Origin of the sequence: Plantactinospora sp. CA-294935 (assembly GCF_050936445.1) — a bacterium.
Classification (GTDB): Bacteria; Actinomycetota; Actinomycetes; order Mycobacteriales; family Micromonosporaceae; genus Plantactinospora.
This window is the reverse complement of sequence record NZ_JBNJMU010000001.1, coordinates 5809663-5822772: the sequence shown is the minus strand read 5'-3', so window position 1 is coordinate 5822772 and position 13110 is coordinate 5809663. Positions and strand designations below refer to the sequence as shown.

The following is a 13110-nucleotide window of genomic DNA, read 5'->3' as shown; positions in this document are numbered from 1 at the left end:
AGGCACGATCAGCCGCTGAGCGAGAGTCGAGGGGGTCCCTGCCGGCTTGCTGCCTCGATGTCCCGTTGCTTGCCGAGCGCGGGTACCGGGCTCAACCTGATGTGTCGGTCCGTGGCCCCGGGGGGTCCCGCCCTTTCTCCGCGCCCCGCGGCCCCGGGGTAGCCGAGGTCGGGGCTCAGAGCGCGCCCCGGTCGACGAGGCTGAAGCTCGCGGTGGGGGTGGCGTCGCCGACCTCCTCGACGAACACCGCCTTGCGTTCCACGCTCCACTGGACGAAGCCGTAGGCCTCGTTGTAGATGTGGTAGGTCCGCCTTTTCTTGTCGTCCGTGGCGCCGGTGGGAGTGAGGGAGAACAGCGTCGCCTGCGTCGGAACGCACTCGGCGGCGACCAGCGACGACGGCTTGTCCGGCGTGATCTTGACGCCCAGGCAGGTCTCCGAGTTGTCGCCGCGATCCGCACCGCGCAGCGACCTGATCAGATAGTCCACGCCCATCGGCACCAGCACGAACTGCGACTTCATGCCGGTGCCGTCGGAAGCCTCCACCTCGTACCGGTGGTAGTCCAGTGCCAGGTCCCGGTCGATCTCGGCGAGATGGATCAGCGTACGCCGGTTTCCCTGAAGGATCGGAGCATCCGGGTCCGGGGCCGCCGGGGCAGGCCGAGTACTCGTCGGACCCGGGCCGGCCGGCGCGGACGCTTCCCCGGAGCCGTCCCGGTCACCGCCGTCGGAACCGAAGGCGTTCAGAACGGCGAGGCCAGTGCCAAGCAGCACTATGAGAGTTGCGGCGGTTGCCCCGGCTCCCAGGAGCCGTCTACGGCGGGTGGCCTCGGGCCGGGCTTCGGTCTGCGCCTTCCCGGGACTACCGCCGGCCAGCCGGAACCTGTCGCGAGCGGTCAGTGCCGCCGCGGCAACCGCAGTGGTGATCTCTGGCTGCGGGGTGTCGCCGGCGAGCAGGCCGTCGAGCAGTTCCCGCGCTGTCGGGCGTTCCTCGGGATTCTTGACGAGTGCCCGATCCACGAGATCGCGGAGCGGCCCGGACAGCCCGGAAAGGTCGGGCGGCTGGGTGAGAATGCGCATGGCGGTGGCTGGTGCGGAGTCGGCGGCGAACGGGGTACGCGCGGTCGCGGCGTACGCCACCACCACACCCCAGGCGAAGATGTCCGCGGCAAAACTCACCTGCCGACCGTTCTCCGGGTCGAAGCGCTCCGGCGCCATGTAGGCCACCGTGCCGACTATCTGGTCGGTACGCGTGTGCTGGCTGGTCGCCTCGAAGGGGCGGGCGATGCCGAAGTCGATAACCTTGAGGCCGCCCATGGCGAACAGTACGTTGCCCGGCTTGAGGTCGCGGTGGATCACCCCGGCACCGTGGATGGCGGTCAGCGCGGTGGCGATGCCGACGGCCACCCCGTGCAGCGCGGAGGCGGACAGTGGTCCCTGCTCCCTGACGACCGTGGCAAGGCTCGGGCCGTCGACGTACTCGACGACGAGGTAGGGCGGGTCGTGGTCCGGGTCGGCATCGAGTACCTCAGCGGTCGAGAACGGCGGCACCTGGCGCGCCCGGCTGACCTCGCTGCGGAAGCGGCCACGGAACTCGGCGTCGCTCGAGAACTCGGGCCGGACCATTTTGATAGCCACCTTGCGCCCGTCTCGATCTCGCCCGAGGTAGACGGTGCCCATGCCGCCCTCGCCCAGCCGGCCCAGTAGCTCATACCTACCGAGCCGGGTCCGTTCCCCCGGCAGCAGCGGCATGCTCATCTCGAGTTCTCCCCTCGCCGCGCGGCGCCCCACCTGCGGTAGAGAGAGACCCTAGCCGGACGGGGCTCGCGGGACGAACACCCTGCATTTCCGGCGTCTCCGGAACGTGCTACCGCCGGCCTGGTCGTGCACCGGCACCATCAAGGCGGCGTCCCGCCGAAGGGGAAGGGAGCCTCTGGCATCGACCATGGCACCAGCACTGAGCCAACGCGGCTTGTCGGTGTGCCATGAGTGTGCCATGATGGTGCCATGGACTTGACCTCATATGTGGGCAACCTCGGACGGGAGTTCGCCACGCTTGCCGAAGCCGGCGGTGAGGAGGCGCGTGCCCTGGTCGAGCGCCTGACCGGGTCGCTCGAATCGGCGATCCGGATGACGCTGCTGGACGCGCTGTCGGCCGCCGCCGACGAGATCACCCGAGACCTGGCTCCAGGTTCGGTGGAACTGCGCCTGCGCGGACGCGACCCGAGCTTCGTCGTGACCCCGCCACCCGCCGAGCCGCTCGAACTCGCGGCCGAGCACGCGACAGCGACGCTCGACAACGCCCCGGACAACGATCTGCTGATCGCCGAGAACGGCCCCGCCGCGCGGATCAACGTACGGCTACCCGAGCAGCTCAAGGCCGCGATCGAGGAGGCCGCGGCCAAGGAGGGCCGCTCAGTCAACGCCTGGCTCGTCCGGGCGGCCGCCACCACCTTGCAGCGCCCCGATCAGCACCAGCGATCCGAGCCGTCCGGCAGCGTGAAACGGACCAAGCAACGTTTCACCGGCTGGGTGCGCTAACCACCCCACGCTTATCTCATCCCACGTCCCCGACCTGCGGGGACGCCTCACCTACCCATGAAGCGGGGACAACCATGCCAAAATTCGAGACCCCCGAGCCGATCTCCGTCACGCTCGAACTCGGCGTCGCCGACGTGCGAATCACCGCGAGCAACCGGACCGACACCCTCGTCGAGGTCCGCCCGAGCGACGAAGCCGACGAGTCCGACGTGAAAGCCGCCCAGCAGGTCCGGGTCGACTACACCAACGGCACGCTCCGGATCACCGGCCCGAAGGCGCGCGCCTTCGACTTCTCCCGCAAGACCAGGTCGGTCGACGTGACCATCCAACTGCCCAGCGACTCCCAGCTCTCCGCCCACCTCCAGGTGGGCGACCTCCGCTGCGCCGGCCGGCTCGGGCGGTGCAGGCTCAAGACCTCCGCCGGGAACGTCTGGCTCGAACGAACCGGCCCGCTGCACGCGGACACGTCGGCCGGTCACGTGACCGCCGACGGCATCAACGGCAACACCGAGATCTCCACCGGATCCGGCAAGATCCAGATCGGCGAGATCGACGGCACCGCGGTGGTCAAGAACTCCAACGGCGACACCACGATCGACGTGGTCACCGGTGACGTACGGGTACGCGCCGCCAACGGCCACATCCGGATCGAACGGGCCGGCGCCGGCGTCGACGCGAAGACCTCCAACGGCAACATCCACCTCGGCGAGGTGGCCCGCGGTTCGGTCACGCTCGGGACCGCCATGGGCGACCTGGAGATCGGCGTCGCCGACGGCACCGCCGCCTGGTTCGAGGTCAACACCGGATTCGGACACGTACGCAACGAACTGGAGAACGCCATCCGACCCGAGGAGGCCGACGAAACCGTCGAGGTACGCGGTCGCACCTCCTACGGCGACATCATCATCCACCGCTCCTGATCCACATCCCGAAAAAGGGTTCACCATGACCATCACGCAATCCGCCCGGACCGGCACGGTGCCAGTCCACCGACAAGGTCACATCCGATCTGGTCCGTGGGAACCCGACCGCCTGACCTGGGTCGAGTTCAAAGGTCTCGGAGCAGACCTGTCCAACGTGACTGTTGCGTAGGGAGACGCGAAGCATGGAAGCACAGAACCTGGCTATCCGGGTCAACGGATTGCGCAAGTCCTATCAGAAGGTGCAGGTACTCAAGGGCGTCGACTTCGAGGTGGCCAGCGGGAGCATTTTCGCGTTGCTCGGCTCCAACGGTGCCGGCAAGACCACGACCGTGAGGATCCTCGCCACCCTGCTCAAGCCGGATGGTGGCACGGCAAGCGTCAACGGGTTCGACGTCCTGTCCCAGCCGGCGCGGGTGCGGGAGTCGATCAGCCTGACCGGGCAGTTCGCGGCGGTCGACGAGATCCTCACCGGCCGGGAGAACCTGGTCATGATCGCCAAGTTGCGGCAGGTGGAGAATCCCCGCCGGGTCGCGGACGACCTGCTCGGACGATTCGGCCTTGCCGACGCGGCCGGACGCCGGGTGTCGGCTTACTCGGGCGGCATGCGCCGCCGCCTCGACATCGCCATGAGCCTCATCGGCGACCCACCGATCATCTTCCTCGACGAGCCAACCACCGGACTGGACCCGGAGGCTCGCATCGAAGTGTGGCAGGTGATCCAGAACCTCGCCGACAGCGGCACGACGGTCCTGCTCACGACCCAGTACCTGGAAGAGGCCGAGAAGCTCGCCGACCGGATCGCGATCCTGCACGAGGGCACGATCATCGTGTCCGGCACGTTGGCAGAGCTGAGGAAGCTACTCCCGTCCGCGAAAGTGGAATACGTGGAACGGCAACCCACCCTGGAGGAAATCTTCCTGGCGATCGTCGGGAGCGACAGGACCCACGAAAAAGAGAAGCAGGTGCAGCGATGACCGCGCATTCCTTCAGCAACACCAGCGTGATGCTCGGGCGCTCCGTGCGACACGTCACGCGCAGCATGGACACCATCATCACGGTCACGATCATGCCGATCGCGTTCATGCTGCTGTTCGTCTACGTGTTCGGCGGCGCCATCCAGGCGGGCACCGACAACTACGTCAATTTTCTGATGCCCGGCATCCTGCTCATGGCGATCGCCAGCGGCATCTCCTACACCGCCTACCGACTGTTCAACGACCTGCAGGGCGGCATCTTCGAGCGTTTCCACTCCATGCCGATCGCACGTTCGTCCGTGCTGTGGGGACACGTGCTGACCTCGCTGGTATCCAACGCCATCTCCGTGGTGGTCATCGTCCTGGTAGGGCTTCTCATGGGCTTCCGCTCGTCGGCGGGAGTGCTGGGGTGGCTCGCCGTGGCCGGGATCCTCGTGCTCTTCACGCTCGCGCTGACGTGGGTCGCGGTGATCGCCGGACTCTCGGCATCCTCCACGGACGGAGCGACCGCCTTCTCATATCCGATCATCTTCCTGCCTTTCGTGAGCTCGGCGTTCGTCCCCACCGACACGATGCCCGGGCCAGTGCGCGCTTTCGCGGAGAACCAACCGGTCACCTCCATCGTCAACACGATCAGGGCGCTCCTCGAACGGCAGCCGGTTGGCGGCGAAATCTGGATCACCCTCGCCTGGTGCGTCGGAATTCTTGTCGTCGCCTATGCGTTCGCCATGCTCGCCTACCGACGCAGAATCGCCTGAACCCTGGGCAGCCGGCCGTCCATCACGTCTCGGGCGGCCGGTCGCCCCTTTCGACAGACCAATCACACCGTTGAACCTTCTCCAATCGGTAACGCGTGGCCCACGGCAGCTCCGGGCCGGGTTGCTCGTATTCACCACGCTGGGCAGTGCCCTCAAGTCGTCGACGACCTGAGCCGAGCCGCACCGCCTCGATCGGCCGCCCCGTTCCTTGAGTTGTTGACAGCCGCGCCACGCGGCGTCATGCTCCTGTGCATGGAAGGTAAACCGACCGGCGACAGGCGTTCCGAACGGCATCAGGAAACCAAAGCGGAGATCATCCGGACCGCCTGGGACCTGACCCAGTCGCAGGGCCTTGCCGGCCTGTCCCTGCGGGACCTCGCCGGCAAGGTACGGATGCGCCCGCAGTCCCTGTACTCGTACTTCCCTTCCAAGCACGCGATCTACGACGCCATGTTCGCCAACGGATACCGCCGGTTCCTGGCGGCGATGGCACAGGTGCCGCCTTCCGCCGACCCGCGTACCGGCCTCAAGGCGGTCGCCCGCGCCTACCTCGCCTTCTGCGTCGCCGACAACGCCCGCTATCAGCTCCTCTTCCAGCGCCCGATCCCCGGGTTCGAACCGTCGGCGGAGTCATATGCGCTGGCTCCGGAGGCGCTCGCCGGTGGCCGGCTGCCGTCGCAGTGGACGGAGAACCTCGCCCGACTCGGCGTCAGCGACCCGGCGGACATCGACATCTCCACCGCACTCGTCACCGGCCTGGTCGACCAGCAGATCGCGAACGACCCGGGAGGCGACCGCTGGGCCCGCCATCTGGACGACGTGGTCGACATGTTCGTCGATCACGCAACCCGTCGGCCCGCTCGGGCTGAACCCCGCACGAAGCGAGGAGCGGACGCCACGCCGCGCGGCCATCCCGCCCCCGCACAGATCTGACGCCCGACCGTCACCAAGGGAGACGACCGATGAACGCCCATCAGGCAGTCCGTACGAACCAGAGGAGGGAGCCGTCATGGCCAAGTTCGTGACCATCGGATACGGCGACCAGGACGGCTACCACCGCACCGACGCGGCGGTACGCGACGGCGCCCACGCGCATGACGTGCGCTTGCGTGCGGCGGGAGCTGATATGGGCATCGCCGGCGCGCCCGTGCAGGTGCGGAACCACGACGATGCCGGCATGACCGTGCAGAGCGGCCCCTTCATGTCCTCTGCTCTCCCGGTGGCCGGATTCGCGATCATCGAAGCCGCAACGATGGAGGAAGCGGTGCAACTCGTGTCGAAAACGCCTTGTGCGGTAGCGCGGGGTGTCGTTGAGGTGTGGCCGTTGCAGGAGTCGCCGTAGGCCGCGGCCTGCTCGCCATCCGCGACATCGAGTAGGGCGGTCGGGCCGAGCGGCACCAGTCACCGGCGACGCCCGGACAGCTCAACCGAAGCGGTACTCGCCGTCGTCCCGCACGAAGATCTCCTCGTCCACCCAGCGCCGTTCGGTGTCCGACACCGTGCGGAGGTACTGGCCTCGGCCTCGCTCGTCCTCGGGTCAGCGCGACACGCACCAGCAGGGCTACCAGCACCCCGTCGTAGCGGGGCCTCCTCGAAGCGGTGCCGGGCCTGGGCCGGTGCGCCGGTCTATCCGATAGACGACAGGAGATGCCTCTTCACCTGGACCGGGGATCCTGACAGGCTGCGGTCGGCACGTAACTGTCTGGATGGGACTCTCGTACGATGGCAAAGCGCTGGTTGATCACGGGTTGCTCGAGCGGACTCGGGCGCGCCCTCGCCGCCCGGCTCGCCGCCGAGGGAGAGCGGGTGCTCGCCACCGCACGGCGGCCGGAGACTCTGGCCGAGTTGGTCGCCCAGTACCCTGACAATCTGCTGTCCACCGCGTTGGACGTACGCGACCAGGCGCAGTGTCAGGCGGCGGTCGAGTTGGCGCTGGACACCTTCGGCGGGATCGACATCCTGGTCAACAACGCCGCCTACGGACAGTTCGGCACCCTGGAGGAGGTGTCGGAGGACCAGCTCGCCGCGCAGTTCGACACCAACGTCTTCGGGCCGTGGCGGCTCACCCGGGTGGTGCTGCCGCTCTGGCGGGCGCAGCGGTCCGGGCACGCCGTCTTCGTCAGCTCGATCGCCGGCACGGTGCCGTTCCCGGGCCTCACCGCCTACAACGCGAGCAAGGCGGCGCTGGAGGGAATGGCCGAGTCGCTCGCCGCCGAGGCCGGCCACCTCGGCGTGAAGGTGACCATCCTGCAGCCGGGGGGCTTCGCCACCGGGTACGCCACCGCGCTGAGGCTGCCTGAGCAGCGGATCGAGGACTACGCTCCGATCAGCGACGGCACCCTCGGCGCGCTACGCAGCATGAACGACAAGCAGGACATCAATCCGCCCGAGGTCTTCGCGGACGTCGTCTGGCGCCTCAGCGGGATGCAGTCGCCACCGCTGCGGCTGCCGGTCGGTCGCGACTCGGAGGCGTTCCTGGAGTCCGCGTACGACACCCGACGCCGCGAGTACGACGACGTCGTCAAGGCCGGCCACCACACCGTCGCCTGACCCCGTTCGACTCCGCTTCGCCCACCCGCGAGCCCCGAGCGCCGTGCGGTTCAGGTTGAAAAGGTTCAATGAACGATCAGGATAGTAGAACGACGCCTCTTCGCCCGGCCGAGCCTGGTACGGTCCGGGACCCCGTACGCCTGCGGTGCCTGGCCGCTGTCGGTGGCCCGGGCGTTTCAGCGGGAGTCAGGTCCGGTCGGCCGCGGGGTGGGCCGGCAGCGTCGCGGGTTGCACCGGTACCTCGAGCACGGTGGCGCTGGCCGCGTCGGCGTCGACCAGGTGCTCTTCCAGGGTGGGTCCGGCGACGGTCAGGCCACGCCGACGCAGCCAGTCGAACAGGTCGAGGCCGGCGCGGACCACGCCGGTTGCCGGTGGGACGACGGCTCGCACCACCGTGCGGGCGGGCAGGTCGAGCCGTTCGCCTCCGCGTCCGGCAGTGACCGCCGCCAGGAAATTCCCGGTGGGTTGCCCGCTGAGCCAGGTCAGCAGGGCCGCCGGGGATGACGGGCACAGGACGGCCAGTTCGGACGGGTGGGCGATTCGCAGGTAGCGCACGTGCAGGCGGCGCCCACCGACCGTAGCCTGCTGGGGCAGGACCGACGCTGGCGTGGCGAGCCGGTCCTCAGCCGCGGCGAGGGCTGCGGCCTTCAGTGCGATGTCGCGACGTAGTGCGGCCACGGTTTCGGCCAGGGCCTGCCGGAGGTGCGCGTCGGGGGCATCCAGGATGTCGGCAATCTGGCGTAGCGACAGGCCGAGGTGCTGTAGTCCTCGGATGCGTTCCAGCCGGCTCAGTTCGGTCACGCCGTACCACCGGTAGCCGGTGGCCCGGTCCACTGTGGCGGGGACCAGCAACCCGATCTTGTCATAGTGGCGCAGGGTGCGTTCGGATACTCCGACCATCCCCGCCAGCACTCCGATGCGCCACACAGCTTCCTCCTCCTGCCTTGACCTTCTCCCTGCGTCAGGGTTCTAGCGTCCCGGCCATGAATCCCACTGACCGTAGTGCCGCGGCCCGACTGACGGGCATGCTGCTGTTGAGTTCGTTGACGGCCATGCTCGCCGGTGTGGCGGTCGTCGTGCCATCGGGGCTGACCCTGAATCCGGCCGACCCCGCCGCCGTGTTGGCGGCGGTGCATGCACGGGTCGGGTTGCACCTGGTCGAGTTGGGGCTCGACGCAACCGGCTGGCTCGCCCTGCTCGCGGCCGGGCTCATAATGGTCGCCCGCCCCACGACGTCCAGGCCATACCTCGTGACGCTGGCCGCCGGGCTGCTGGCCTGCGCCGGCTTGGCGGGCCTGCTCCACGACGCCGGGAACCTGGCGTTGACCCAACTGGCCGCCGATCCCACCGACCCCGCGGCCACCACGGTGGCCTGGGCGGTCCTACTGACCGCCAAGTGGACCGTCAACCTGGCCGGGCTGCTCTGGACCGCCGCGACCGTGACGACCGCGCTCGGCACCCCGCTGCCCACCGGGCTCCGCCGCACCGGCGTGGTCGCCGCGCTGTCGGGCCTCGCCGCCGTTCTGCTGCCGTGGACAACCGGGATCGACGGCCCCACGGCAACGCTGGAACAGCTCGGCTACGCCCTCCACCTGCCGGTCATGGTCTGGTACGGCGTACTGGGCTGGCGGCTGGTGCACGACAGACCCGCTGCCGCAGCCTGACCAACCTGGCGTACCAGAGCCACGTCCCGATGGCGCCGCCCGCGCCGCTCTCGACTTCCCGTCAACGAGGCACGGCCAACGTTCTGGTGACTCAGAGCGCGTCGAAGCCGACTTCCTGCATCGTCCCGTCCGGTCCCGTTCGGAACAGCCGGGGCGGTCCCATCATCTCGCGCACTCGCTGGTAGTCGGCCTCGCGCTCGGCCTGCTCCCGCCCGGTCGGGTCGGTCACCCGAAAGCCGTGCAGGGAAACGGCTTCCGCAGCAATGTCGTCCGGGTCTGGTCGGCCTTCGACCACGAAGCCGAACAGCGCACGCAGCGCCACCTCGCCCAGTTCCAGCGGATGGAACGGCAACGGGTAAGGACCCTGGTCCGGCCATCCAGGCATCGGCTCGACCGGATGCTCACCGGCCCAGAACGGCCGTTCGAAGTCGTACGGCTCGCCGATGTTCTCCTCGATGCCGCTGTCCGGCGACAGGCTCAGCGAGCGGACCAGTCTCCCGTCCTCCCAGACGGCGAAGCACAGCCAGTCCACCACGGAATGCATCCCGTGCATGACGATCCGCCGACCAGCGCCGGCCGCGCGCAGGTGCTCGGGAAGTTCGGACGGACGATCGCGCACCAGCCTGCGATCGCACAGCAGCTCGGCGCCGGCCAGCACGGTGGCGTAGGTGATGTCATCCGGCGGGTACGGCCGGTCGAACAACGTGCCATCGCCGATGCGCGTCACCTCGTGCCCCGGGTGGACCCGCCGCACGACTTCCTCGGCCTCGGCCGGATCGCAGACCGTTGCGCCGAGCAACGCCGGAAGCAGGTCCCCGTCAGTGAAGGCAAACAACGCGGTCTTCGCACCCATGCCCGCTCCCCCAACTGTCCGCTGCACGATGGCTGTTGGCACGGTACCGGCAGCTGACCACGAAAGCGACCACCGCCTGCCGGAGTCCTCACGGCGACCGCAGGTAGTCCCCGACGGCCATCGGCAGGTACGGGTGCCGGATTCCTGTGCCCGCTCTGCGGGCCAGCCGTGCAGTGGGATCGGTGATACCCCCGTGCGGCGCTGGCGACGTGCGGCGCTACCCCGCAGGGACGACCGGGCGGACCCGCACGATGTCGGCGTCGCGCCGGCGGCTACCCGCTCGGGCCCCTTCCGCCGGATCAGAGGTGCGCGGATCGATGATGGACGCGTCGTCGGGTTCATCGGAACAGGCATTCCCAGCCGCGTCCATGCCCCCAGTCGTGACTTGATGACGAGCACGGGAGGGTGCGAAGCTGTTGCCCACGAAGGCTCCAGTCTACGTCTGGATGTGGTCGATCATGGCCGGCAATATCGACGCGAAGCGATCGGCGGCTCTGGTGGAGCTCTTGAAGCCCGAGCGGTTGCCCCGAATCCTGGACGTCGGCGCCAACCCGCTGGGGTGGGACCGGCCTCCCTACCAGACTCTTGTTGAGCAGGGGTTGTGCGAGTTGTGGGGCGTCGAGCCGCAGGAGGACGCCTACCAGAAGCTGCTGAAGACCAAGCGGGAGAACGAGCACTACCTCCCCAACGCCATTGGCCAAGGTGGCGCGGCGACCCTGCACATCTTCAGGAATGACGCGTTCAGCAGCATGTACCCGATCCATGGGCCGTCAATCGACTTCATCGACCGGTGGCGCGACGAAACCACGTTGGTGAAGACGATCGACCTGGAAACCCACCGGATCGACGACCTGTCCGAGATGGAGAACGTCGACCTGCTCAAGATCGACTGCCAGGGCTACGAGGTTGAGGCAATGCGAGGCGGGCAGAAGCGACTCGCGGACGCTGTGGCGATCATCCCGGAGGTCCGGTTCATGCAGCTGTACGACAGCGAGCCGAACATCGGCGGGCTGGACAGCTACCTGCGCTCACGGGGGTTCTTCTTCCACAAGTTCCTGTTCGTCAAGTCCACCGGCATCAACCACTCCCGTTTCGGCAACCTGCCGAAGGATATGACGTGGAACCAGGCTGTCGACGGCGATGCTGTCTACATAAAGAATCCGGTGTTTCCGGAGATGGCCACCGAACAGGTGAAGTACCTCGCGATCTTCGCCGACGCGGTCTTCTTCTCCTTCGAACTCGTCATCCGGTGCCTCGACATTCTCGCCGCCCGCGGGGTGGTCAGCGACGCCGACATCCAGGGTTATTTCGACCGCCTGGTCGGCTGAGCCGCTCGGCGCAAGTCGACCGGCCCGACGACAGCTCGGCGGCGGGGCAGGAAGGTCAGCGACCGATCCGGATAGGAAGCTCGGTCAGGCCGCGGATGAGGGTGCCCGAGCGCCAGGAGAGTTCGGCGGGTGCGCGGGCCAGTTCCAGGTGCGGAAACCGGGCCAGCAGCGAGTTGAAGGCGATCTCGCCTTCGAGGCGGGCCAGCGGGGCGCCGAGGCAGTAGTGGAGGCCGTGGCCGAAGGCGAGGTTTCCCGCCTCCCGTCGGATGTCGAGCCGGTCGGCGTCCGGGTACTGTGCGACATCGCGGTTGGCCGAGGCCAGCGCGACGAAGATGACCTCACCGGCGGGAATCGTCGTGCCACTGAACGCGACGGGTTCGGTGGTGTATCGGAGAGTGGCCATGTTGATCGGGCCGTCGTAGCGCAGGAACTCCTCCACCGCCTGCGGGGTGAGTGAGGGGTCGGCGCGCAGGGCGGCCATCTGCTCGGGGTGGCGCAGCAGCGCGAGGACGCCGTTGCCGATCAGGTTGACCGTGGTCTCGTGGCCGGCGATCAGGAGCAGGAACACCATCGCGACCGCCTCCCGATCGGAGAGCCGGTCGGCGTCCTCGCCGGCGGCGACGAACGTCGAGAGCATGTCCGGACCGGGATGGCGCCGCTTGTCGTCGATGAGGTCCTGTAGGTATGCGGCCATCGCCGCGTACCGGCGCGGTGCTGCGGGGTCGCTGGACAGGCTCGCGTTCGACCACTCGCGGAACTCGTCGCGCCGGTCGAGCGGTACGCCCAGCAGTTCGGTGATCACGGTTATCGGCAGCGGAAAGGCGAAGCTGTCCAGCAGATCGACCGTACCGCCGGTGCTGGCCGCCTCGGCCGCCACCGCGTCCAGCAGCTCACCCGCGATCTGCTCGATGCGCGGCCGGTACTGCGCGATGCCGCGCGGGGTGAACGCCCTGCCGACCAGGCGCCGCAGCCTGGTGTGGTCGGGCGGGTCGGAGTTGAGCATGTGCTCGGCGTACGACTTGGCCACCGCGGGGTACCGACTCGGGTCCGTGTGATGCTCCAGCCGACGGATGATCGACGCGCTGTCCTTGGCCAGCCGCGGGTCGGCGAGCGCGGCCCGCACGTCCTGATGGCGGGTGACCAACCAGGCCCGGATCCCGGACGGCACGGTGACGCGCACGACCGGTCGCTGCGCACGCAGCACCCGGTACAGCTCATGCGGGTTGGCCAGTCGCGCGTTGTCCAGGATCAAGTGATCTTCCACAATGCCTTCGGTGCTGGCGGCCTCGGTCACGAGTCCTCCTCACACTGGCCGGCGAGCGCCGTCACGCCTGCGGTGCGACGTCGGCCAGCATACCCACGCCGATGACGGACGGTAAGGCGTACACAGTGGACGGACGAGCAGCCGCTCGACCGGGCCGATGTCTCGACCCGGCGAGAGCTGGCACTGCGGGTCCGGCCGCACGCTGATGATCCGGCAAGAATTGGAAGATCTTCTAGTCCCCCGCGCCGCACACTCGT

The 13110-nt window shown here is 68.4% G+C and carries 13 protein-coding genes; 9 read left to right on the top strand and 4 right to left on the bottom strand.

The window, feature by feature from the left end; all coding sequences use genetic code 11:
* Window positions 1–175: 175 nt before the first annotated feature.
* A complete protein-coding gene (locus ACQEVC_RS25910) occupies window positions 176–1756 on the bottom strand; it encodes a serine/threonine protein kinase (protein WP_432882205.1) in 1581 nt (526 codons plus the stop codon).
* Between the two features lie 249 nt (window positions 1757–2005).
* Here ACQEVC_RS25910 and ACQEVC_RS25905 point away from each other — a divergent pair, with 249 nt between their 5' ends.
* The 7 genes from ACQEVC_RS25905 (at window position 2006) to ACQEVC_RS25875 (ending at window position 7744) form a co-directional block, all read left to right on the top strand.
* Window positions 2006–2539 (top strand): YlcI/YnfO family protein, encoded by a 534-nt coding sequence (locus tag ACQEVC_RS25905; protein WP_432882202.1) that lies wholly within the window; start codon window positions 2006–2008, stop codon window positions 2537–2539.
* A gap of 74 nt (window positions 2540–2613) precedes the next feature.
* Window positions 2614–3459, top strand: coding sequence for a DUF4097 family beta strand repeat-containing protein (locus ACQEVC_RS25900; protein WP_432882199.1), 846 nt, complete (start codon window positions 2614–2616; stop codon window positions 3457–3459).
* A gap of 185 nt (window positions 3460–3644) precedes the next feature.
* A complete protein-coding gene (locus ACQEVC_RS25895) occupies window positions 3645–4436 on the top strand; it encodes an ABC transporter ATP-binding protein (RefSeq protein ID WP_432882196.1) in 792 nt (263 codons plus the stop codon).
* A complete protein-coding gene (locus ACQEVC_RS25890; RefSeq protein ID WP_432882194.1) occupies window positions 4433–5194 on the top strand; it encodes an ABC transporter permease in 762 nt (253 codons plus the stop codon). The genes ACQEVC_RS25895 and ACQEVC_RS25890 overlap by 4 nt, the downstream gene beginning before the upstream one ends.
* Window positions 5195–5446: 252 nt before the next feature.
* Window positions 5447–6127, top strand: a complete 681-nt coding sequence (locus ACQEVC_RS25885) for a TetR/AcrR family transcriptional regulator (protein ID WP_432882192.1) — start codon at window positions 5447–5449, stop codon at window positions 6125–6127.
* Between the two features lie 76 nt (window positions 6128–6203).
* The gene (locus ACQEVC_RS25880) at window positions 6204–6536 is read left to right on the top strand and encodes a YciI family protein (protein ID WP_432882189.1); all 333 of its coding nucleotides are present in this window, start codon (window positions 6204–6206) and stop codon (window positions 6534–6536) included.
* Window positions 6537–6916: 380 nt separating this feature from the next.
* A complete protein-coding gene (locus tag ACQEVC_RS25875) occupies window positions 6917–7744 on the top strand; it encodes an SDR family oxidoreductase (protein ID WP_432882187.1) in 828 nt (275 codons plus the stop codon).
* 186 nt (window positions 7745–7930) lie between these two features.
* Here the strand turns inward: ACQEVC_RS25875 and ACQEVC_RS25870 are convergent, their stop codons facing one another.
* Window positions 7931–8671 (bottom strand): MerR family transcriptional regulator, encoded by a 741-nt coding sequence (locus ACQEVC_RS25870; RefSeq protein ID WP_432882185.1) that lies wholly within the window; start codon window positions 8669–8671, stop codon window positions 7931–7933.
* Window positions 8672–8727: 56 nt separating this feature from the next.
* On the opposite strand from ACQEVC_RS25870, the gene ACQEVC_RS25865 reads away from it, so the two are divergent.
* A complete protein-coding gene (locus ACQEVC_RS25865; protein ID WP_432882182.1) occupies window positions 8728–9408 on the top strand; it encodes a hypothetical protein in 681 nt (226 codons plus the stop codon).
* Between the two features lie 91 nt (window positions 9409–9499).
* On the opposite strand, the gene ACQEVC_RS25860 is transcribed toward ACQEVC_RS25865, so the two are convergent.
* Window positions 9500–10261 carry a DUF6928 family protein gene (locus ACQEVC_RS25860; RefSeq protein ID WP_432882179.1) on the bottom strand — a complete coding sequence of 254 codons (762 nt, stop codon included), beginning with the start codon at window positions 10259–10261 and terminating at the stop codon, window positions 9500–9502.
* A gap of 446 nt (window positions 10262–10707) precedes the next feature.
* Between ACQEVC_RS25860 and ACQEVC_RS25855 the strand changes: the two genes are divergently transcribed.
* Entirely contained in the window at window positions 10708–11589 is an 882-nt protein-coding gene (locus tag ACQEVC_RS25855) for an FkbM family methyltransferase (protein WP_432882177.1), read from the top strand.
* Window positions 11590–11644: 55 nt separating this feature from the next.
* Here ACQEVC_RS25855 and ACQEVC_RS25850 read toward each other — a convergent pair whose 3' ends face one another.
* Window positions 11645–12883 (bottom strand): cytochrome P450 family protein, encoded by a 1239-nt coding sequence (locus tag ACQEVC_RS25850; protein ID WP_432882174.1) that lies wholly within the window; start codon window positions 12881–12883, stop codon window positions 11645–11647.
* Between the last annotated feature and the right edge of the window lie 227 nt (window positions 12884–13110).

What these genes read in the sequence shown, in the direction of transcription:
- ACQEVC_RS25865 (WP_432882182.1), top strand. Translation starts at nt 8,728, where the DNA reads ATGAATCCCACTGACCGTAGTGCCGCGGCCCGACTGACGGGCATGCTG.
- ACQEVC_RS25890 (WP_432882194.1), top strand. Translation starts at nt 4,433, where the DNA reads ATGACCGCGCATTCCTTCAGCAACACCAGCGTGATGCTCGGGCGCTCC.
- ACQEVC_RS25900 (WP_432882199.1), top strand. Translation starts at nt 2,614, where the DNA reads ATGCCAAAATTCGAGACCCCCGAGCCGATCTCCGTCACGCTCGAACTC.
- ACQEVC_RS25910 (WP_432882205.1), bottom strand. Translation starts at nt 1,756, where the DNA reads ATGAGCATGCCGCTGCTGCCGGGGGAACGGACCCGGCTCGGTAGGTAT.
- ACQEVC_RS25860 (WP_432882179.1), bottom strand. Translation starts at nt 10,261, where the DNA reads ATGGGTGCGAAGACCGCGTTGTTTGCCTTCACTGACGGGGACCTGCTT.
- ACQEVC_RS25905 (WP_432882202.1), top strand. Translation starts at nt 2,006, where the DNA reads ATGGACTTGACCTCATATGTGGGCAACCTCGGACGGGAGTTCGCCACG.
- ACQEVC_RS25855 (WP_432882177.1), top strand. Translation starts at nt 10,708, where the DNA reads ATGTGGTCGATCATGGCCGGCAATATCGACGCGAAGCGATCGGCGGCT.
- ACQEVC_RS25875 (WP_432882187.1), top strand. Translation starts at nt 6,917, where the DNA reads ATGGCAAAGCGCTGGTTGATCACGGGTTGCTCGAGCGGACTCGGGCGC.
- ACQEVC_RS25885 (WP_432882192.1), top strand. Translation starts at nt 5,447, where the DNA reads ATGGAAGGTAAACCGACCGGCGACAGGCGTTCCGAACGGCATCAGGAA.
- ACQEVC_RS25880 (WP_432882189.1), top strand. Translation starts at nt 6,204, where the DNA reads ATGGCCAAGTTCGTGACCATCGGATACGGCGACCAGGACGGCTACCAC.
- ACQEVC_RS25895 (WP_432882196.1), top strand. Translation starts at nt 3,645, where the DNA reads ATGGAAGCACAGAACCTGGCTATCCGGGTCAACGGATTGCGCAAGTCC.